Consider the following 18,724-nt stretch of genomic DNA (forward strand, 5'->3'; position numbering starts at 1 on the left):
CACACAGCCCCTAGCCGCAGTACGCGTCCCGCTCCGGCCGCACCCCCGTCCGCAGGAACGCGGTCACCGCCCGGTCCCCGCACGCGTTCCCGTTGCTCAGATACATGCCGTGCCCGCCCTGGTCCACCGTGACCAGCCGGGCCCTTTCGCCGAGGGCCGCGCGCATCTTCAGGCCGCCGAAGTAGGGGGTCGCGGGGTCGCGCAGGCTCTGGATCATCAGGATGTTGGACGCCCCCCGGTCGGTGATCCGGGTCGGCTTCTCGGCCGGGGCCTTCCAGAAGGAGCAGGGCGTGATGTTCGCGGGCAGCCCGGCGGTGAGCGGGTGGGCGGCCCGGTCGGCGGCGACGGCCCGCTCGTAGGAGCGGACGGAACCGGACCACTTCACGTCGTTGCAGATCACGCCGACGGTGATGGCCGCGTCCTCGTCGGACAGGGGCTTGTCCAGACCGGGCGGCAGGACGGGCCGCACGGCCGGGTCCGGGTCCTGCGCCGACAGGATCAGCCGGGCGAGCCCCGGGAACGCGGCGTCCCTGTAGAGGGCGTTCTGCAGGGCCTGCCGCAGTACGTTCCCGGTCAGCGGCATGCCCGGAGTCGTCGACTCCCTCGGCGCACGGTCCAGCCGCGCCGCCAGACCGAGCACCAGCGGCCGTACATCCTCCGCCCGCCCCGCCAGCCGCAGTCCCGCCGCCTCCCGCTCCGGGGCCGCCGCCCAGGCCGCGAAGTCCGGGAAGCGGTCGTCCGCCCCCCGCGCCATGTTCCGCATCCAGCCCTGCTCGACCCGCTTCGGGTCCGGGTCGGCACTGCTGTCCAGAACCCATCGGTCGGTGCGCTCCGGGTACTTCTGCGCGTACACGGCACCCACGTACGTCCCGTACGACACGCCCCACGCGGACAGCTTCTCCTCCCCGAGCGCCTGCCGCAGCCGGTCCAGGTCCCGCACCTGGTTCGCCGAGGAGAAGCTGCGCAGCACCTCGCCGCCGTTGCGTGCGCACGCCTCGGCGATACGGCGCGAACGGGCCACGTTCTCGTCGATCCCGCCGTCCGCCGCCGGCCACGAGCGCAGGTTCACCATGCGCCGGTCGTCCGCGTCGAGCGCGCAACTCGCAGTCGAACTGCCCCCGACCCCCCGCGGGTCGAACGCCACGAGGTCGTACGCCCCGCCCATCTCCTCCGCCAGCGCGGCCCCCCTCTGCGACAGCCGCTGCACACCGGAGCTGCCCGGCCCCCCGGGAATCACCATCAGCGTCCCGCGCCGCGCCTCGGGCCGGTCGCTACGGATCCGCGACACGGCGAGGGAGACCTGCTCCCCGCCGGGGTCGCCGTAGTCCAGCGGCACGGTGAGCGTGGCGCACTCCTGCCTGGCGGGCCCGCCCTCCTTGGCACAGTCCGTCCACACGAGCCCCCCGCCGGCGGCGGTAGCGGTGGCGGTGGCGGTGAGGGAGGCCGCGACGGCGGCGGCGGAGAGGACGAGAACGAGGCCCGAACGTGCGTAAGTCGTCATGTGCTGAGCCTGGTTGAAACCCGGCCACGCTCCCATCCGGCAGCCGGGACGGTACGGGGTGGGGCTATCCCCCTGCCCGGGATCTCCGACATGCTCACGGCAGCCGGCTCTCACGGTTGATCGCCCGCACCCGCGCCCGGAGCACGTCACCCACCGACGCCGGAGTCAGCTCCTCGACCGGGCAGTCCCATTCCCGCCCACCACCGGGCGGTCTCAGCTGCACATAGGGTCCGACGCGCGCCATGACCCGACCCATCCGGCCGTCGCGGGAGTCGATGACGTACGCGCCGATGTTCACCGCTTCACCTCCCCGAGCACGGCGAGGAGCCGCAGCGCGGTGTCGAGGTTGCAGCGCCCGAGTTCGACGAGGGGGTACGTGTTCCCTGCCCCGGCCATCGTGAGCGGGTCGACCCCGAGCGAGGGCAGACCGACCCCGAGGGCGTCGAACTCGCCCTTGAGTCGGGTGACGACTTCCTGGGCGGCTTGCAGACGCTCAAGTGAAGTGGGCATTTTACGGTCCTTTCCACTGTGTGTATCGATTTCGCCTCCACAGAGTGTCCGGATGGAGAACACTGGGGAACAGTGGTGGAGCCCCAACAACCCCAGATGTGCAAGCGGGAGTTGATGCCCATGTACGGACAGCGGAAGCCGGACCCGTCGACCTCGCCCAGAGCGATAATCGGCGCGGAACTGCGCCACGCACGAGAGCGGAAGGGCCTGAGCCAGGAGGCGCTGGGGGAGCTGGTGTTCGTGAGCGGCTCGTACGTCGGCCAGATGGAGGCGGGCACCCGACGGATCCGGCCGGAGATGGCGGCGCAACTGGACGAGGTGTTGGGGACGGGCGGCTTCTTCGCGCGGAACTGCAAGGCGGCGAACAAGTCGAAGTACCCGGACCACTTCGCGGAGGCGGCGGAGGCGGAAGCGATGGCGGAGGCCATCAAGGAGTTCGCGCCGCTGCTGATCCCGGGCCTGCTGCAGACGCCGGCGTACGCGAGGGAGGTCTTCCGCGCGTACCAGCCCACCGCTCCGGACGAGAGGATCGCCGAGTTGGTGGCGGCGCGCCTGGACCGTGGCCATCTGCTGGACGACCCAACAAAGCCGTTGTTGTGGGTGGTGTTGGGGGAGGCGGTGCTGCGACAGGAGGTCGGAGGCTCGGCGGTGATGGCGGAGGCGTTACGGCATGTGGCGACGCTGATCAGGAAGCATCGGGTGATCGCGCAGGTGTTGCCGTTCAAGGCGGGGGCGTACGGACCTATGACCGGCTCGATGAAGCTGATGTCCTTCGAGGACGCCCCACCTCTGGTTTACCTCCAGGGCCTTGGTACAGGCCGCCTTGAGGACGATCCGGCCACGGTCGCCCGCCACACCCTCACCTACGAACTGCTCGGGGCCGCTGCGCTGTCACCGCGCGATTCCCTGGTCCTGATTGAGTCAGTGGCGGAGGATTACGCCCATGAAGATCAGCAACGTTGAGTACGACCTGGGCACGGCGATCTGGTTCAAGTCCAGCTACAGCGACGGCAGCGGCGGCAACTGCATCGAGGTCGCGACCTGGCGCAAGTCCTCGTACAGCGGAGGCGATGGTGGCGACTGCCTGGAGGTCTCCGACGACCACCCCGGCATCGTCCCCGTCCGCGACTCCAAGAACCCGGAGGGGCCCAAGCTCGTCTTCGGCACCGCCTCCTGGGCCCTCTTCGTGGACGGCCTGAAGTAGGCACCGTAGGACCGCCCTCTTTCCGAGAGTCGCACCTTCCGCCGCCGCGTCAAGGGCGCTCCTTCGTCGCGTCGCTGCGCGATGGGCTTCGCCCACCCTTGACCCGGCGGCTCCAGGCGCGTGAAAACTCTCGGAGGGCGGCCCGGGGGTGGGGCGGGCGCGGAAGACCGTCTGCGCCCGAGCTCCGTGGAGCGCCTGCGGGTCCGTGGGTGGGTTTGCGCGGCAGTGGAATGGGGCGGCCCGGCAGAGCTCAGCGTGTTGCGGCCGGTGGGTGGCCGGGCTTCATGCCCGGCTGGTCACTGCCCGGTGGGTGTGGACACCCGACCCTGAGTGGTCGGCTTGGCCGACCTCAGGTTGGCTTGCGCCACACGGAGATGTGCTTCGCGGAGTCCTGGGTGAACGGCGCCCCGTCCCAGTCCGCTACGCGACGTTCCAGCTCGAGCCCAGCGATCCGTGCCATCAGGTCGAGCTCTGCCGGCCAGGCGTAGCGGTGCCGGGAGTTGTCGCGGCGGTAGCGGCCGTCGTCGCCGTCGCGGGTGAGGTGGTGCGAGACGAGAATCTGCTCGACGAGGTCGAAGGTGTCGAAGCCGAGATGCTGCTCAGAGACGTCGAACGGCACCGCGACCTGGCCGGGCGGCAGGAACCGCAGCGGCGGCACGCCCAGCTCGATGACGAATCGGCCGCCGGGCTCCAGATGACGTGCGGCGTTGCGGAAGCACTCGACCTGCTCGTCCTGCGTGAGCAGGTTCGTGATGGTGTTGTAGACGAGATAGACCAGGGCGAACTCGCCGGGAACGACGGTGGTGGCCATGTCCCCGAGGGCTACCGGGAGCGTGTCCTCGTCGATCTTGCGCCGCAGCACCGCTGCCATGTGCTCGGACAGTTCGATGCCCACTACCGGCACGCCGCGTTCCCGGAGCGGGACGCCCACTCGTCCGGTCCCGATGGCGAACTCCAGTGCCCGGCCGTCTCCGGCGAGCTCGGCAAGGAAGGCGAGAGTCGGTCCGAGAACGGCAGCCGAGGACGCTTCGGCCTCCTCGGCGTCGTAGCGGTCGGCGGTCGCACGGGTCCACAGTTCACTGCTCGTCACGGACGGGCACTTTGCCGGGTGCCGAGGGGCGCTGTCGACGCATTTATGTTCTCCGCGGCGCAGCGTCCCGAAGTGATCCAACCACCCTGGAGATCATTTCGTTAGGAGTTCTAAGGCCGCCCAGAACTCACCGAGCGATGCACTTTGTCCGTAAATGCCGCTTATTTGTGCCGAGTACCGCTGATGCGGGAGCACTTACGCACGCGCACCATGCCTACGATCCGGCGTTACGCGGGAGGGGCGCCGTAGAGCTCGTCCTCATCCCACGTGCCGATCACCGGATCCTTATGCACCCTGCCCGGATGCCCTGCCGGCAGTACGCACTCGGCCTCGAAGCCCTCGTCGTCGCAGAACTGCCCCACGACTCCACACGTCTGCTCATCCACGACGTCCACTCCCCCTGTTTCGTCCTGCCCGGAGGCTACCCCCGCGCCCCGTACGGGCGTCGGGGGTTCCGCCACCCACCGGCAGTGACCAGCGGGGCATGAAGCCCGCCCCTCTCCAGGGCCGGCCCCCCGGCGCCTCGACCGCGTTCACTCACCTGAACACTAATCATGTACGCGACTATTGACGCGTCCACGACCACGCCCCTAGCTTCCGGTGAAAGCGCTTTCTCGTCCAGTCCCGGAACGCCCTCCCTTCCCCACTCTGGAGACCCCACGATGCATCTGCGATCCGTCACGGCGTGCGTCAGCCTCGTGGCAGGCACCCTCGTCGCCCTGTCCGGAACCACCGCCCACGCCGCCTCCACCCTGTACGAGGCCGAGGCCTCCCCCGCCGTCTGCACCGGCGCCATCGAGTCCGACTGGTCCGGCTTCACCGGCAGCGGCTTCTGCAACGGCACCAACGCCGTCGGCGCCTCCGCCCAGTTCACCGTGAACGCCCCCGCCGCCGGCACCGCGACGCTCGCCGTCCGGTTCGCCAACGGCGGGACCGCCGCGCGCCCCGCCGGCCTCGTCGTCAACGGGTCCACCGTCCAGACGCCGTCCTTCGAGGCCACGGGCGCCTGGTCCACCTGGGCCACCAAGACCCTGACCGTGACGCTCACCGCAGGCAGCAACACCATCCGGCTCAGCCCCACCACCTCCGCCGGCCTGCCCAACATCGACTCCCTGAACGTCACGACGACGGGCGACACCACACCGCCGCCGACGAGCAGCGCGCTGTACGTCGCGCCGAACGGCACCGACAACGCCTCCGGCACCCAGTCCGACCCCACGACGCTCACCTCGGCGATCGCCCGCATCGCCCCCGGCGGGACCATCTACCTCCGCGGCGGCACCTACCGTCACTCCACGACGATCACCGTCCCGCCCGCCAACAACGGCACGGCCGCCGCCCGGAAGAAGCTCTCCGCCTACCCCGGCGAGACCCCGGTGCTGAACTTCTCCGCCATGACCGAGGACCCCGCCAACCGCGGCCTCGCCCTCAACGGGTCGTACTGGCACGTCAACGGCATCGTCGTCGAGCGCGCCGGCGACAACGGGATCTTCGTCGGCGGCAGCAACAACGTCATCGAGCGCACGGTGACCCGCTTCAACCGCGACACCGGCCTCCAGCTCTCGCGCATCGCCTCCACCACCCCCCGCGAGCAGTGGCCGTCCAACAACCTCGTCCTGAGCGCCGAGTCGCACGACAACGCCGACTCCGACGGCGAGGACGCCGACGGTTTCGCCGCCAAGCTCACCGTCGGCAGCGGCAACGTCTTCCGCTACGCCGTGGCCCACCACAACATCGACGACGGCTGGGACCTGTACACCAAGACGGACACCGGCCCCATCGGCGTGGTGACCATCGAGGACTCCCTCGCGTACGACAACGGCACCCTCAGCGACGGCTCGCAGGCCGGCGCCGGTGACCGCAACGGCTTCAAGCTCGGCGGCGAGGACATCAAGGTCGACCACGTCGTCCGGCGCACGATCGCCTTCCACAACGGCAAGCACGGGTTCACGTACAACAGCAACCCGGGCTCGATGACGGTCTCGAACAACATCAGCATCGACAACGCCCAGCGCAACTTCTCCTTCGACGCGGGCACGTCGGTGTTCCGGAGCAACACCTCCTGCCGTAGCACCAGCAGCGGGACGAACGACCGGACCATCGGTGACGTCGACGGCACGAACCAGTTCTGGTCCGGCTCGAACGGCTCCCGATGCTCCTCGTACGCCGGGGCTCTGAGCTGGTCCTACGCCGCGGACGGCCGCCTCGTCGCGGCCTTCGGGGGCCGCCCGGTCACCTGGTAGGCCGCACACGACGACGACGGGCGCGCCGGTCTCGCACGGAACACCGAGGCCGGCGCACCCAAGCCGTTGCCCCGGCGTCAGAAGCCGCCGACGCAGCTGAAGCCGCCGCTGAAGCCTCCCGAGCCGCTGGTACCGGTCCCGCCGGAAGGGTTCCCCCGGCGGCCTGAACCCCCACTGGAGGAACCCCCGCTGGAGGATCCCCCGCCCGGATACTCCCCGCTGGGCGGGCGCTCCGTGAGCGTGCGGTAGTCCTCGTGGAACAGCTCCCGCCACCAGCGCCCGAAGCTGACGCCCTCCAGCTCGCGCTCCGTCTCGGCGAGCGCGGGGCCGTCCCACAGGACATGGGGCAGGTCCAGCTCCCTGAGCGCCCGGCGCAGACCCGGCAGGTCGAGATGCGGACTCTCCTTTGGGGAGGCCGTGTCGGGAGCCTCGCCGCGCGGGACGTCGTGCCGGAAGACGCACACCGCCCGCCAGCCCGGTTCCGTCACCACCGCCCGGCCCCAGATCGCCCGCTCGGCCAGCCGCGCCCTGCGACGCCGGGCCTCCTCCTCCCGCCGGGCCAGTTCGCGCGCCCGCTCGGCGGCCTTGTCCTTCTCGGCCTGGATCGCCTGCCGGATCTCCCGGCCGACGGGCTCGTACGCCTCACCGGCCTCCCGCATCACCCGCTCGTACCGCTGCCGCGTCTCCTCCCAGTCGCGCAGGGCGCGGCGCGCGGCGAAGGTCCTCCACCGGGGGACGGACGCGGCACGTCGGCGGGCTGCCCACAGTGCGTCGGTGACCTCGTCCACGGCGGTGATGTAGGCGACGGCGGCCCGCGCCCAGCGACGGCTCGCCTCCGGCGTGCAGGGGACGAGGCCCCGCGAGCCGTCCACGGGCCCCGGGGTCCGCACGAGGAAGACGGAAGGGGCCTGCTTCCCGTCGAGCGACCGGCGGAAGACGTGCTCGTGCACGCGGATCGTGCCGTCGCGCGGCTCGACCGGCTCGTCCGCTTCCTGGGTGGGGAACGTCTTCCCCACGTAATCGAGGTACGGCAGTTTCCGGCGACTCATCGGCCCACCCCCGCGATCCGGCTCCGCTCGGCTTCCCCTCGGCCTCGGCCTCCCCTCGGCCTCTCTTCAGCGTTCCCCGGTCACCGGATCCCCAAGCCCGGGCCCCGTCGGCATCGCCACCCGCCCGTACATCACCATGTCCCGCCGCTCCCCGCCCACTTCCTGCCAGGACCGCAGCAGCCCCTCCCGTACGAACCCCGCCCGCTCCGCCGTACGGGCCGAGGCCTCGTTCCAGGGTTCGACCAGCAACTGGAGGCGAGGGATGCCCAGTTCGCCCAGCGCCCAGTCGCTCACGGCCGTGAGCGCCGCCCCGGCCGCGCCCTCGCCGCGGCAGGACGGGGCGATCCAGTAGCCGAGGGTCGCACGGCCCTCGGGCAGGTCGCGGAGCCAGAGGCCGATCATGCCGACGGGCCGCTCGTCACGGCGGCGGACGATGACGAAGGGATAGCCGGCGGCGGTCTCCGAGCGGGCCCACTGGCGCCGGACGAACGCCTCGCCCTCCGACTCGGAGTACACCGGCGGCACGGTGGTGATCAGCGGGATGTACGGGTCCGACGACGCCTCCTCCACGAGGGGCAGGTCGGCGCGCTCCCACCGGCGCACGGCGAAGGACCCGGCCGTCAGCCGGGGAACGATCAAGCTCACATCGTGCGGAGGTACTCGGCCAGCCGGTCGTACTCCTCCTTCACCCCATCCTCCATTCCGGTCGCCAGCGCCTGGTCGCGGATCTCCGTCGACGGCCACAGCGAGGTGCTGGTGAGGGCCGTGCCGCCGTCCGGGGTGTCGTCGAAGGTGAGGGTCACGTGGACCGGCGGGCCCGGCATCAGCTCGAAGGTCTCCGTGTAGACCAGCCGCTCGCCCGGCACGATCTCCTCGTACGTCCCCGAGAAGACGATCTCCCGGCCGTCGGGCGCCTTCTGTCCCCAGCGCCACGCGCCGCCGACGCGCAGGTCGATCTCGCAGACCACCGTGGGCAGGGCGGCGACCCCGTACCACTGGCGGACGTGCTCGGGCTTCGTCCACGCCTCCCACACGCGGGCGGGCGGGGCGTCGAAGGTCCGGGTGATGACCAGCTCGCGGTCGGTCGGTGTCGTCAGCAGCGTGATCATGGTCCGCTCTCCCGCCGTGGGGGTCCTCCCACCAGCATCACCCCGAACGCCCGAGGGCGGCACCCCCAACAGGGGTGCCGCCCTCGGTCGCGTACAGCGATGAACTACCGATCCGGGAGGATCAGAAGTCCATGTCACCGCCCGGCATGCCGCCGCCGGCCGGCGCGGACGCCTTCTCCGGCTTGTCGGCGATGACGGCCTCGGTGGTCAGGAACAGCGCGGCGATGGAGGCCGCGTTCTGCAGGGCGGAACGCGTCACCTTCGCCGGGTCGATGATGCCCTCGGCGATGAGGTCCACGTACTCGTTGGTCGCGGCGTTCAGGCCGTGGCCGACGGGCAGGTTGCGGACCTTCTCCGCCACGACGCCGCCCTCGAGGCCGGCGTTGATCGCGATCTGCTTCAGCGGGGCCTCGAGCGCCAGCTTGACGATGTTGGCACCGGTGGCCTCGTCGCCCGTCAGGTCGAGCTCGAGCTTCTCGAAGACCGAGGAGGCCTGCAGCAGGGCCACGCCACCACCGGCGACGATGCCCTCCTCGACGGCCGCCTTCGCGTTGCGAACGGCGTCCTCGATGCGGTGCTTGCGCTCCTTGAGCTCGACCTCGGTGGCGGCACCGGCCTTGATGACCGCAACACCGCCGGCGAGCTTCGCCAGGCGCTCCTGCAGCTTCTCGCGGTCGTAGTCGCTGTCCGAGTTCTCGATCTCGGCGCGGATCTGGTTGACGCGACCGGCGACCTGGTCGCTCTCACCGGAGCCGTCGACGATCGTGGTCTCGTCCTTGGTGATGACGACCTTGCGGGCGCGGCCCAGCAGGTCCAGGCCGGCGTTCTCGAGCTTGAGACCGACCTCCTCGGAGATGACCGTGCCGCCCGTGAGGATGGCGATGTCGTTCAGCATGGCCTTGCGGCGGTCGCCGAAGCCCGGGGCCTTGACCGCGACGGACTTGAAGGTGCCGCGGATCTTGTTGACGACCAGGGTCGACAGGGCCTCGCCCTCGACGTCCTCGGCGATGATCAGCAGCGGCTTGCCCGACTGCATGACCTTCTCCAGGAGCGGGAGCAGGTCCTTCACGGAGGAGATCTTGGAGTTGACGATCAGGATGTACGGGTCGTCCAGGGACGCCTCCATACGCTCCATGTCGGTGGCGAAGTACGCCGAGATGTAGCCCTTGTCGAAGCGCATACCCTCGGTGAGCTCCAGCTCCAGACCGAAGGTCTGGGACTCCTCGACGGTGATGACGCCTTCCTTGCCGACCTTGTCCATCGCCTCGGCGATGAGCTCGCCGATCTGGGTGTCGGCGGCGGAGATGGAGGCCGTGGAAGCGATCTGCTCCTTGGTCTCGACATCCTTGGCCTGCTCGAGCAGGGCGCCCGAGACGGCCTCGACGGCCTTCTCGATGCCGCGCTTGAGGGCCATCGGGTTGGCGCCGGCCGCCACGTTGCGCAGGCCCTCGCGGACGAGCGCCTGGGCGAGGACGGTCGCGGTGGTCGTACCGTCACCGGCGACGTCGTCCGTCTTCTTGGCGACTTCCTTGACCAGCTCGGCGCCGATCTTCTCGTACGGGTCCTCGAGCTCGATCTCCTTGGCGATGGACACACCATCGTTGGTGATCGTGGGGGCGCCCCACTTCTTCTCGAGGACGACGTTCCGGCCCTTGGGGCCAAGGGTGACCTTGACGGCGTCGGCGAGCTGGTTCATCCCGCGCTCGAGACCGCGCCGTGCCTCCTCGTCGAACGCGATGATCTTGGCCATGTGAAGTGGTCCTCCCGGACATGGGGTGGATAACGCTCCAGGACCGAACCGACGCCCGCGACGGACGGCCTGCGTGCCCGATGGTTCCTTGCCCCACCTGGCCGCGGGCCTCGTCTGCCCGATCCTCGTAAGCACTCTCACCTTCAGAGTGCTAACGCCAATGATTAGCACTCGACCCGGGAGAGTGCAAGGCCGTCCCGAAGGGACGTCGATGAGGGGTGGTGGTCGGGCGACGGGCGGGGGCAAGCGCCTCTCGGAGATCGGGCGCCCTCCGGCGAAGCCGTCGGCGAACGCACGAGGGGTCCGCATCCTGGTCAGGATGCGGACCCCTCGGCGATGAGAACGCGTGAGTGCGTACGTGGTGGCCGATCGCGCCGTGCTCAGACGGCGAGCTTGACCATGTCCGCCTGCGGACCCTTCTGGCCCTGCGAGATCTCGAACTCGACCCGCTGACCCTCTTCAAGGGTGCGGTAACCGTCCATCTGGATCGCGCTGTAGTGGACGAATACATCCGCACCACCGTCGACCGCGATGAAGCCGTAGCCCTTCTCCGCGTTGAACCACTTGACGGTGCCCTGAGCCATGCCTAACTCCCCTATTACTGGCCCTTGCGCGGGACCGCACTTCGCGGACCCGGGTCAGACCCTGCGCCGGAACGCGTCGACCGCGGCTGAATGTATCTGCCCAACTGCCCTCTGCAACAGGGCAATCGGGCGAGAATTCTGGGCGCGGCGTAAAGGAGAATTCAGGAGAATTCACTGAATTCCGGGGCAAGTCGGGCCCGGCAAAGTGCGCAGAAGGTACACAACACTCGAACACTTTGGCTGCATCTTGTCGCGCACGGACGCATTCTCATATGCGCCTGGCATGAGCAGCGAAGGGAAGCCGGGGGGCTTCCCCAACTCTACCGCGTTCAACCATGCAGAATTGCCCCCTCCGCTTCCCGAGCGGAGGGGGCAATTCGGTTACGGCGGGTCATGCGAGGGCTCAGCAGCCGCCGGCGACGGCGGGAATGATCGAGACGCCGGCGCCGTCCGGCGTCGCCGTCTCCAGGCCCTGCTCAAAACGGACGTCGTCGTCGTTGACGTACACGTTCACGAAGCGGCGCAGCTTGCCCTGGTCGTCCAGGACGCGGGCCGCGATGCCCGTGTGGTTCTTCTCCAGGTCGGCGATGACCTGGGAGAGGGTCGCGCCCTCGGCGACGACCTCGGCCTGGCCGCCCGTGTAGGTACGGAGGATGGTGGGGATGCGGACCTTGACGCTCATGGTGGTGCTGCCTTCCGTGACGAGGGTGGTCAGTGGGCCAGGCCGGCGTCGCGGAACGCGTCGAGGCTCGGGCGGATGGTGGCGGTCGCCTGGGAGGTCTCGGCCACCGCGTCCAGGGTCTTGAGGCCGTCGCCGGTGTTGAGCACGACCGTGGTCAGGCTCGGGTCGATGAGACCGGCCTCGACCAGCTTCTTCGTCACGCCGACCGTCACGCCGCCCGCCGTCTCGGCGAAGATGCCCTCGGTACGGGCCAGGATCTTGATCGCCTCGACGACCTGCTCGTCGTTCACGTCCTCCACCGCACCGCCCGTACGGCGCGCGATGTCCAGGACGTACGGGCCGTCGGCCGGGTTGCCGATCGCCAGGGACTTGGCGATGGTGTTCGGCTTCTGGGGCCGTACGACGTCGTGGCCGGCCTTGAAGGCCGCCGACACCGGGGAGCAGCCCTCAGCCTGGGCGCCGAAGATCTTGTACGGCTTGTCCTCGACGAGGCCCAGCTTGATGAGCTCCTGCAGACCCTTGTCGATCTTGGTGAGCTGCGAGCCGGAGGCGATCGGGATGACCAACTGATCGGGGATGACCCAGCCGAGCTGCTCGCAGATCTCGTACGCGAGCGTCTTCGAGCCCTCGCCATAGTACGGGCGCAGGTTGACGTTGACGAAGCCCCAGCCCTCGCCCAGCGGGTCGCCGATGAGCTCCGAGCAGAAGCGGTTGACGTCGTCGTAGTTGCCCTCGATGCCGACGAGCTCGCCGCCGTAGACGGCGGCCATGACGACCTTGCCCTGCTCCAGGTCGTGCGGGATGAACACGCAGGAGCGGAAGCCGGCGCGGGCGGCCGCGGCGCCGACGGCGCCGGCCAGGTTGCCGGTGGAGGAGCAGGAGAGCGTGGTGAAGCCGAAGGCGCGGGCGGCCTCCAGGGCCTGGGCGACGACGCGGTCCTTGAAGGAGTGCGTCGGGTTGCCGGAGTCGTCCTTGACGAAGAGCTTGCCCGGCTCGACGCCCAGCTCGCGGGCGAGGTTGTCGGCCTGGACGAGCTTGGTCCAGCCCGGGTTCAGGTTCGGCTTCTCGGCGACGTCGGCGGGGACGGGCAGCAGCGGGGCGTAGCGCCAGATGTTGGCGGGGCCGGCCTCGATCTGCTTGCGCAGCGCCTCGGGGTCACCGGTGGGGAGGTCGTACGCGACTTCGAGCGGGCCGAAACACAGCTCGCAGGCGAAGATGGGGCCGAGGGCGAAAACCTCGCCGCATTCCCGGCAGGAAAGCCCGGAAGCGGGACCGAGATCAACGGTCTTGACCGTCTCGGCGGGGGTTTCGGTGGTGGAAACAGTCTGTACAGCCATGGAGGCGAGGCCCTTTCTCCTCATCTTTCCCATGACGAACGTCGCCATGAGACGGATTTGGCACCTTCCCTAGCCGGGAGCCTCGCTGCGCAGTGCGACGACTGCGGACGAGACCGACTGGAGGGTTGCCGGGGCTTCAACGGGCCGTTTCCCTCTGCCCCTCTGGATGAGCGGTATTCGGTTGTGGAACGCGGGCGGTACCCCGACATGCATCGGGCGTCCGCGTTGTTCAAGACTGTAACCGAAGGCATGGGCGGGCGAGATGGTCGTCCGAACCGCGAGATGGAGATCACGTTGCTGGATGAGGTGGAGCGCTGGCTGGCCCGGCGGTCCTGGTCCGTGGCAGACCGTCCGGTGGAGCGGCTGCTGGCCGCCAAGCGGGGGACGACGGTCAGCGTGGTGCTGCCCGCGCTCGACGAGGAGGCGACGGTCGGCGACATCGTCTCCGTGATCCGCCGCGAGCTGATGTCCGAGGCGGTCCCGCTGGTCGACGAGCTCGTGGTGATCGACTCCGGTTCCACCGACCGTACGGCCGAGGTCGCGGCGGCGGCCGGGGCGCGGGTGGTGGCGCGGGACGAGATCCTTCCGCGGATACCGGCCGTGCCCGGCAAGGGCGAGGTGCTGTGGCGGTCACTGATGGTGACCGACGGTGACATCGTCTGCTTCGTCGACGCGGATCTGCGGGACTTCTCCGCGGACTTCGTCACCGGCATCGTCGGCCCTCTCCTCACCGACCCGGACGTCGACTTCGTGAAGGCGATGTACGACCGCCCGCTCGGCGACACCCCAGGTCAGGGGGGTCGGGTGACGGAGCTGGTGGCCCGGCCGCTGCTCAATCTGCACTGGCCGCAGCTGGCCGGTTTCGTGCAGCCGCTGGGCGGCGAGTACGCGGCGCGGCGCTCGCTGCTCGAGCGGCTGCCGTTCCCCGTCGGTTACGGAGTGGAGCTGGGCCTCCTCGTCGACGCGCTGCACACGGTCGGTCTCGACGCCCTCGCCCAGGTCGACGTCGGCGTCCGCAAGCACCGCCATCAGGACGGTCAGGCGCTCGGCCGGATGGCGGCGGCGATCTACCGCACGGCGCAGCTGCGGCTGTCCCGCGGGCATCTGGTGCGGCCGCGGCTGACGCAGTTCGAGCGGGACGAGAAGGACGGCGGCAGGGGCTTCGCGCCCCGGACGTACGCGGTGGACACCGAGGAGCGGCCGCCGATGGTCGAGATCACGGAGTACGCGCACCGGCGCGTGGCGTAACGCCGCGGAATGGCGCTTCTTGCCTAAATTTCCGTTTTATGTGGTTCACCTATCGAATGACTACCTTCCTGGCGGCGCTCGGTCTCGCCGCCGGCGCACTCGGCACGCTGTCCCTCGCCGCGGCCGGTCCGGCCGCGGCGGATGTGGTGGAGCCCTTCGGCAAGCGGTACGACGCGTCCCTGTACGGCGACTTCACCACCATCGGCAACACGGTCATGGCCTGCCCCACGTTCCCCGCCGACCTGGCCGCTCGCTGCGCGGTCGCCGCCGCGGGCCAGGGCGGCGACAACAACAACACCTTCGCCATGGAGCGCGTCAACACCGGCTCCATGGCCCACGGCTACGGATCGAGCACCGGTTACGTGAAGATCCCGGCGGGCGCCGAGGTCGCGTACGCCCGGCTCTTCTGGGGCGGCAACGACGGCACGTACAAGGGGCCGAGCGGCGCCCAGCTCAGACGCTGCGACATCTCCGGGCCCGATGTGGCGCCCTCCCCCGGCGACCACGCGACGACCGTGCCGCACATCCGGGTCGGCGCGGGGGCCGAGACAGCGGTCTCCATCGACTCCATGGTCACGGACCCGGCGGACACCGGCGGCCCGCACTACTACACGGGCGAGTCGGACGTCACGGCCGCCTTCGCGGGCCTGCGCGGCATCGACGCGCAGGTCGCGGTCGGCAACATCTGGGCGCCGAACGGCAAGGGCTGTGTGGCGGGCTGGTCCCTGACCGTCGTCTACGCGTTCCCCGGACCCGAGCCGACGCACGCGCCGGACCGCCGCCATGTGTCCATCTACGGCGGGCACGTGCTCCAGCGCTCCACCTCCCCCGCGACGACGATCACCGTCGACGGCTTCCACCGCACGGCGGGCACGGCGCGGGCGAGCGTGACGGCGTACGAGGGCGACTGGAACACGCCCGGGGACCAGTTCCTGGTCGACGGCAAGAACGTCACCGAGAGCCACACCGGCAACACCAAGAACTTCTTCGTCAGCGAGGACGACGGGGCCGTCTCCCCCAAGCTGGTCAACAACCTGAGCATCGACGCCAAGGCCTTCGACATCCCGGACGGGGCGATCCCGGTGGGCGCCCGGTCGGCGGAGCTGACCTTCACCACGACGGGCGACACCTACGTGCCCTCCGCCCTCGCCTTCTCCGTACCGGTGCCGGACCTGGAGGTCACCAAGACGGCGCACCCGCAGAAGGTGAAGCCGGGCGACACCCTCACGTACACGATCACGGCGAAGAACACCGGCCCGCTCGACCACCCGGGCGCCTCGCTCGCCGACGACCTGACCGGGACCCTGGACGACGCCGTCTACAACGGCGACGCGAAGGCGACGATCGGCAAGGTCACGTACGACGCGCCGAAGATCGGCTACGTCGGTGACATCCCGGCCGGCAAGGCGGCCACGATCACGTACTCCGTCACCGTCCGCGACCCGGTGCGCGGGGACGGGAAGCTGCTGAACGGCGTCGAGGCGGCCTCGCCGCGCTCGAACTGCGGGGACGGGAGCAAGGACCCGGCCTGCGCGGTGGCGCCGGTGATCGACGCGCCGAAACCGAAGCCGGACCCGAAGCCGGACCCGGACCCGAAGCCGGACCCGGATCCCACCCCGTCACCGACGCCGACGCCGACGGACCCGGTGGATCCCTCGCCGTCTCCGATTCCGACCGATACCACCGTCGAGCCGACACCGGTCACCAGCCCCCATGAGCCGCGCCCGGCCCCGCACGGCCCCGGCGGCTCGATGGCGGAGACCGGCGGCAACGGCGAGCGCCTCTGGCTGCTCGGCGGCCTCGCCCTCGCCCTGGCGGCGACGGGTGTGGTGGCGAAGGCGGCCCTGCGCGGCCGGCGCGAACTCTGAGGCGTGGATTCGCCACACTCGTATACGTACGTTTGAGCGTTTACGGGACGGGCTAGGTTCGCCACATGGCTTCTGTGCTCGTTGCCTCCAATCGGGGCCCTCTCTCGTACGCCCTCGCCGCCGACGGCACGCTCAGTGCCCGGCGCGGCGGGGGCGGTCTCGTCTCCGGTCTGTCCGCCGCCCTCGCCGAACAGCCGGAGGCGCTGTGGGTCTGCGCCGCGCTGTCGGACGGCGACCGGGAAGCCGTGCGCCGGGGCGTCTCGGAGCCCGGCGTGCGGATGCTGGCCCTCGACCCGGGGGTCTACGACGACGCGTACAACGGCATCGCGAACTCGGTGCTGTGGTTCCTCCACCACCACCTGTGGGACGTCCCCCGCGAGCCGGTCTTCGACGCGGAGTTCCGGCGCCGCTGGGAGTCGTACCGCGCCTACAACCGCTCCTTCGCGGAAGCGCTGGCGGAGCAGGCGGCCGAGGGCGCGGAGATCCTGGTCCAGGACTACCACCTGGCGCTGGTGCCGGGGCAGCTGCGCGAGCTCCGTCCCGACCTGCGGATCGCCCACTTCACGCACACGCCGTGGGCGTCGTCCGAATATCTGCGGATGCTCCCGGAGGACATCCGCGAGGAGCTGATGTGGGGGATGCTCGGCGCGGACGAGCTCGGCTTCCACACCTGGGGCTGGGCGGGGGCGTTCATCAACGGCGCGCAGATCGACAGTGCCGAGGGAACGGCGCAGGGCGCCTGGCCGAGCGGCGACCCCTGGCGCGGAGTGCACCACCGCCGGTGGGGCGGGCCCAAGCGCTCCACGCGCGTGCAGGCGTACCCCCTCGGCGTGGACGCGGACGAACTGCGGTCCCTGGCGCACCGACCGGAGGTGGACGAGCGGCTCGCGCAGCTGCGGGCCGAGGTCGGCGACCGGAAGACGATCGTGCGGGTGGACCGCACGGAGTTGTCCAAGAACGTGCTGCGCGGCCTGCTCGCCTACCGCGAGCTGCTGCGCGAGCGGCCCGAGTGGCACGACCGGGTCGTCCACCTGGCCTCGGCGTACCCCTCCCGCCAGGACCTCGCGGTCTACCGCGCGTACACGGCGGCGGTGGCGGAGTTGGCGGAGGAGATCAACGCCGAGTTCGGCACGGACGAGTGGCAGCCGGTGCTGCTGTCGGTGAAGGACGACTTCACGCGCTCCCTCGCGGCGTACCGGATGGCGGACGTGGCCCTGATCAACCCGGTCCGCGACGGGATGAACCTGGTGGCGAAGGAGATCCCGGTGGTGTCGGAGGAGGGCTGCGCGCTGGTCCTCTCGACGGGCGCGGGCGCGTACGACGAGCTGCGCGAGGACGCGCTGACGGTCAGCCCGTACGACGTGTCCGAGACGGCGCGTGCCCTGCACGAGGCCCTGACGATGCCCCCGGGCGAGCGAGCCGAGCGCACGAAGCGCCTGGCGGCTACGGCGACGGCGCTCCCGCCGCAGCAGTGGTTCCTGAAACAGCTGGAGGCGCTGCGGGACGCACCGGTCGACGGGCCTGGCACATCGTGACCATGGCGGCGCGCGCGCCGTCGGTCCCGGCATCGCGTCCGACCACACGGACGCGGACGCGTCCCGCGGCACGGCGGGCCCCGCAGGCCGGCGTGAAGCTCATGTGACCTTCACGCCGGGCCCGCTGGTACGCCGGTACGCCGGCCCAGGCGGTGCGGGCGGGCCCTCAGCGGGCCTCCCGTACCGCCTTCGCCAGTTCCGCCAGGAAGTCCACCACGGCCGCCGGGCCCGCCACCGCCAGGTCGGCCCGCTCGGCCAGTTCCGGGACCTCCGTGGAGCCGCTGCAGACCAGCAGGCCCGGGGTGCCGTTCGAGCGGAGCTTCTCCACCGCGGCGAAGGCCGGGAGGTCGCCCAGGTCGTCGCCCGCGTACAGGACGGAGGCGGCGCCCACCTCCCGTACGTACTCCCCCAGCGCCACGCCCTTGTCCATGCCCGGCGGGCGCAGCTCCAGGACCATGCGGCCCGGTTCGAGGACCAGGCCGTGCAGGGCGGCGAGCTCGGCGAGGGGGCCCTTGAGGGCCTCGAAGGCGGCCTGGGGGTCGGTGGAGCGGCGGGTGTGGACGGCGACCGCGCGGCCCTTCTCCTCGATCCAGGTGCCGGGCCAGGCTCCGACGCTGTCCAGGAAGCCGGGGAGTTCGGCGCGGACGGCGGCCACGCCCGGATGCACGGCGGAGGCCTGCACGGTGCCGGTGACCGCGTCCCAGCGCTCCGCGCCGTAGTGGCCGAGGACGACGAGGCGTTCCAGGCCGGGGACGCCGGCGAAACCGCCGTAGCGGACCGCGACGCCTGCCGGGCGGCCGGTCACCACCGCGACCGAGGCGACCTCGGGCGCGAGCGCGGCGAGCGCGGCGACGGCGCCGGGGTGGGCGCGGGCCTGTTCCGGGTCGGGGACGATCTCGGCGAGCGTCCCGTCGAAGTCGAGGGCGACGACGGCCTTGTCCGGCCGCGCGAGAAGCGCGCCCAGGCCGTCGCGGCCTGCGGATGTGGTCGGGTGCGGAAGGCTGCTGACCATAC

At 70.6% G+C, this 18,724-nt stretch carries 18 protein-coding genes and 1 riboswitch; of the genes, 6 read left to right on the top strand and 12 right to left on the bottom strand.

The features are described 5' to 3' along the window. Window positions 1-10: 10 nt before the first annotated feature. The 3 genes from ACFYV5_RS19100 to ACFYV5_RS19110 all read right to left on the bottom strand — a co-directional run bounded on the left by ACFYV5_RS19100 (window position 11) and on the right by ACFYV5_RS19110 (window position 2,011). The gene (locus ACFYV5_RS19100) at window positions 11-1,501 is read right to left on the bottom strand and encodes an alpha/beta hydrolase (protein ID WP_389169632.1); all 1,491 of its coding nucleotides are present in this window, start codon (window positions 1,499-1,501) and stop codon (window positions 11-13) included. Between the two features lie 94 nt (window positions 1,502-1,595). Next, complete coding sequence (locus ACFYV5_RS19105) at window positions 1,596-1,799, bottom strand: hypothetical protein (protein WP_389170018.1); 204 nt, start codon at window positions 1,797-1,799, stop codon at window positions 1,596-1,598. After that, on the bottom strand, window positions 1,796-2,011 hold the full coding sequence (locus ACFYV5_RS19110; protein ID WP_355104497.1) for a hypothetical protein: 216 nt from the start codon (window positions 2,009-2,011) through the stop codon (window positions 1,796-1,798). Before ACFYV5_RS19110 ends, ACFYV5_RS19105 begins: the two co-directional genes overlap by 4 nt. A 120-nt stretch (window positions 2,012-2,131) precedes the next feature. Here ACFYV5_RS19110 and ACFYV5_RS19115 point away from each other — a divergent pair, with 120 nt between their 5' ends. Continuing rightward, window positions 2,132-2,974: a helix-turn-helix domain-containing protein gene (locus ACFYV5_RS19115; RefSeq protein WP_389169636.1), complete on the top strand. Its 843-nt coding sequence runs from the start codon at window positions 2,132-2,134 to the stop codon at window positions 2,972-2,974. Beyond that, on the top strand, window positions 2,955-3,215 hold the full coding sequence (locus ACFYV5_RS19120) for a DUF397 domain-containing protein (RefSeq protein WP_389169638.1): 261 nt from the start codon (window positions 2,955-2,957) through the stop codon (window positions 3,213-3,215). Before ACFYV5_RS19115 ends, ACFYV5_RS19120 begins: the two co-directional genes overlap by 20 nt. A gap of 349 nt (window positions 3,216-3,564) precedes the next feature. Here ACFYV5_RS19120 and ACFYV5_RS19125 read toward each other — a convergent pair whose 3' ends face one another. Beyond that, on the bottom strand, window positions 3,565-4,305 hold the full coding sequence (locus ACFYV5_RS19125; RefSeq protein ID WP_389169641.1) for a class I SAM-dependent DNA methyltransferase: 741 nt from the start codon (window positions 4,303-4,305) through the stop codon (window positions 3,565-3,567). 662 nt (window positions 4,306-4,967) lie between these two features. Here ACFYV5_RS19125 and ACFYV5_RS19130 point away from each other — a divergent pair. Further along, the gene (locus tag ACFYV5_RS19130) at window positions 4,968-6,548 is read left to right on the top strand and encodes a carbohydrate-binding protein (protein ID WP_355104487.1); all 1,581 of its coding nucleotides are present in this window, start codon (window positions 4,968-4,970) and stop codon (window positions 6,546-6,548) included. Window positions 6,549-6,625: 77 nt separating this feature from the next. Here the strand turns inward: ACFYV5_RS19130 and ACFYV5_RS19135 are convergent, their stop codons facing one another. The 7 genes from ACFYV5_RS19135 to thrC form a co-directional block, all read right to left on the bottom strand. Beyond that, window positions 6,626-7,597, bottom strand: a complete 972-nt coding sequence (locus tag ACFYV5_RS19135; RefSeq protein ID WP_389169644.1) for a hypothetical protein — start codon at window positions 7,595-7,597, stop codon at window positions 6,626-6,628. Between the two features lie 66 nt (window positions 7,598-7,663). Beyond that, window positions 7,664-8,236, bottom strand: a complete 573-nt coding sequence (locus ACFYV5_RS19140; protein ID WP_389169648.1) for a GNAT family N-acetyltransferase — start codon at window positions 8,234-8,236, stop codon at window positions 7,664-7,666. 2 nt (window positions 8,237-8,238) lie between these two features. After that, complete coding sequence (locus ACFYV5_RS19145; protein WP_355104481.1) at window positions 8,239-8,706, bottom strand: SRPBCC family protein; 468 nt, start codon at window positions 8,704-8,706, stop codon at window positions 8,239-8,241. 121 nt (window positions 8,707-8,827) lie between these two features. Next, entirely contained in the window at window positions 8,828-10,456 is a 1,629-nt protein-coding gene (gene groL / locus ACFYV5_RS19150) for a chaperonin GroEL (protein WP_355104479.1), read from the bottom strand. A gap of 380 nt (window positions 10,457-10,836) precedes the next feature. Next, window positions 10,837-11,040 (bottom strand): cold-shock protein, encoded by a 204-nt coding sequence (locus ACFYV5_RS19155; RefSeq protein WP_005315736.1) that lies wholly within the window; start codon window positions 11,038-11,040, stop codon window positions 10,837-10,839. 403 nt (window positions 11,041-11,443) lie between these two features. Then, the gene (locus ACFYV5_RS19160) at window positions 11,444-11,722 is read right to left on the bottom strand and encodes a MoaD/ThiS family protein (RefSeq protein ID WP_355104476.1); all 279 of its coding nucleotides are present in this window, start codon (window positions 11,720-11,722) and stop codon (window positions 11,444-11,446) included. 29 nt (window positions 11,723-11,751) lie between these two features. Continuing rightward, complete coding sequence (gene thrC / locus ACFYV5_RS19165) at window positions 11,752-13,059, bottom strand: threonine synthase (RefSeq protein ID WP_355104474.1); 1,308 nt, start codon at window positions 13,057-13,059, stop codon at window positions 11,752-11,754. A gap of 17 nt (window positions 13,060-13,076) precedes the next feature. Further along, a riboswitch (SAM riboswitch) is annotated at window positions 13,077-13,232 on the bottom strand. 121 nt (window positions 13,233-13,353) lie between these two features. Here thrC and ACFYV5_RS19170 point away from each other — a divergent pair. The 3 genes from ACFYV5_RS19170 (at window position 13,354) to ACFYV5_RS19180 (ending at window position 17,710) form a co-directional block, all read left to right on the top strand. Beyond that, the gene (locus ACFYV5_RS19170; RefSeq protein ID WP_389169653.1) at window positions 13,354-14,307 is read left to right on the top strand and encodes a glucosyl-3-phosphoglycerate synthase; all 954 of its coding nucleotides are present in this window, start codon (window positions 13,354-13,356) and stop codon (window positions 14,305-14,307) included. Window positions 14,308-14,363: 56 nt separating this feature from the next. Beyond that, window positions 14,364-16,175: a hypothetical protein gene (locus tag ACFYV5_RS19175; RefSeq protein ID WP_389169656.1), complete on the top strand. Its 1,812-nt coding sequence runs from the start codon at window positions 14,364-14,366 to the stop codon at window positions 16,173-16,175. 65 nt (window positions 16,176-16,240) lie between these two features. Further along, a complete protein-coding gene (locus ACFYV5_RS19180; RefSeq protein WP_389169659.1) occupies window positions 16,241-17,710 on the top strand; it encodes a trehalose-6-phosphate synthase in 1,470 nt (489 codons plus the stop codon). Between the two features lie 166 nt (window positions 17,711-17,876). Here the strand turns inward: ACFYV5_RS19180 and otsB are convergent, their stop codons facing one another. After that, the gene (gene otsB, locus ACFYV5_RS19185; RefSeq protein WP_389169662.1) at window positions 17,877-18,722 is read right to left on the bottom strand and encodes a trehalose-phosphatase; all 846 of its coding nucleotides are present in this window, start codon (window positions 18,720-18,722) and stop codon (window positions 17,877-17,879) included. Between the last annotated feature and the right edge of the window lie 2 nt (window positions 18,723-18,724).

It is taken from the genome of Streptomyces sp. NPDC003035 (assembly GCF_042888285.1).
Taxonomy (GTDB): Bacteria; Actinomycetota; Actinomycetes; order Streptomycetales; family Streptomycetaceae; genus Streptomyces.

What these genes read in the sequence shown, in the direction of transcription:
- ACFYV5_RS19100 (WP_389169632.1), bottom strand. Translation starts at nt 1,501, where the DNA reads ATGACGACTTACGCACGTTCGGGCCTCGTTCTCGTCCTCTCCGCCGCC.
- ACFYV5_RS19110 (WP_355104497.1), bottom strand. Translation starts at nt 2,011, where the DNA reads ATGCCCACTTCACTTGAGCGTCTGCAAGCCGCCCAGGAAGTCGTCACC.
- ACFYV5_RS19115 (WP_389169636.1), top strand. Translation starts at nt 2,132, where the DNA reads ATGTACGGACAGCGGAAGCCGGACCCGTCGACCTCGCCCAGAGCGATA.
- ACFYV5_RS19120 (WP_389169638.1), top strand. Translation starts at nt 2,955, where the DNA reads ATGAAGATCAGCAACGTTGAGTACGACCTGGGCACGGCGATCTGGTTC.
- ACFYV5_RS19130 (WP_355104487.1), top strand. Translation starts at nt 4,968, where the DNA reads ATGCATCTGCGATCCGTCACGGCGTGCGTCAGCCTCGTGGCAGGCACC.
- ACFYV5_RS19135 (WP_389169644.1), bottom strand. Translation starts at nt 7,597, where the DNA reads ATGAGTCGCCGGAAACTGCCGTACCTCGATTACGTGGGGAAGACGTTC.
- ACFYV5_RS19145 (WP_355104481.1), bottom strand. Translation starts at nt 8,706, where the DNA reads ATGATCACGCTGCTGACGACACCGACCGACCGCGAGCTGGTCATCACC.
- groL (WP_355104479.1), bottom strand. Translation starts at nt 10,456, where the DNA reads ATGGCCAAGATCATCGCGTTCGACGAGGAGGCACGGCGCGGTCTCGAG.
- ACFYV5_RS19155 (WP_005315736.1), bottom strand. Translation starts at nt 11,040, where the DNA reads ATGGCTCAGGGCACCGTCAAGTGGTTCAACGCGGAGAAGGGCTACGGC.
- ACFYV5_RS19160 (WP_355104476.1), bottom strand. Translation starts at nt 11,722, where the DNA reads ATGAGCGTCAAGGTCCGCATCCCCACCATCCTCCGTACCTACACGGGC.
- thrC (WP_355104474.1), bottom strand. Translation starts at nt 13,059, where the DNA reads ATGGCTGTACAGACTGTTTCCACCACCGAAACCCCCGCCGAGACGGTC.
- ACFYV5_RS19175 (WP_389169656.1), top strand. Translation starts at nt 14,364, where the DNA reads ATGACTACCTTCCTGGCGGCGCTCGGTCTCGCCGCCGGCGCACTCGGC.
- ACFYV5_RS19180 (WP_389169659.1), top strand. Translation starts at nt 16,241, where the DNA reads ATGGCTTCTGTGCTCGTTGCCTCCAATCGGGGCCCTCTCTCGTACGCC.
- otsB (WP_389169662.1), bottom strand. Translation starts at nt 18,722, where the DNA reads ATGGTCAGCAGCCTTCCGCACCCGACCACATCCGCAGGCCGCGACGGC.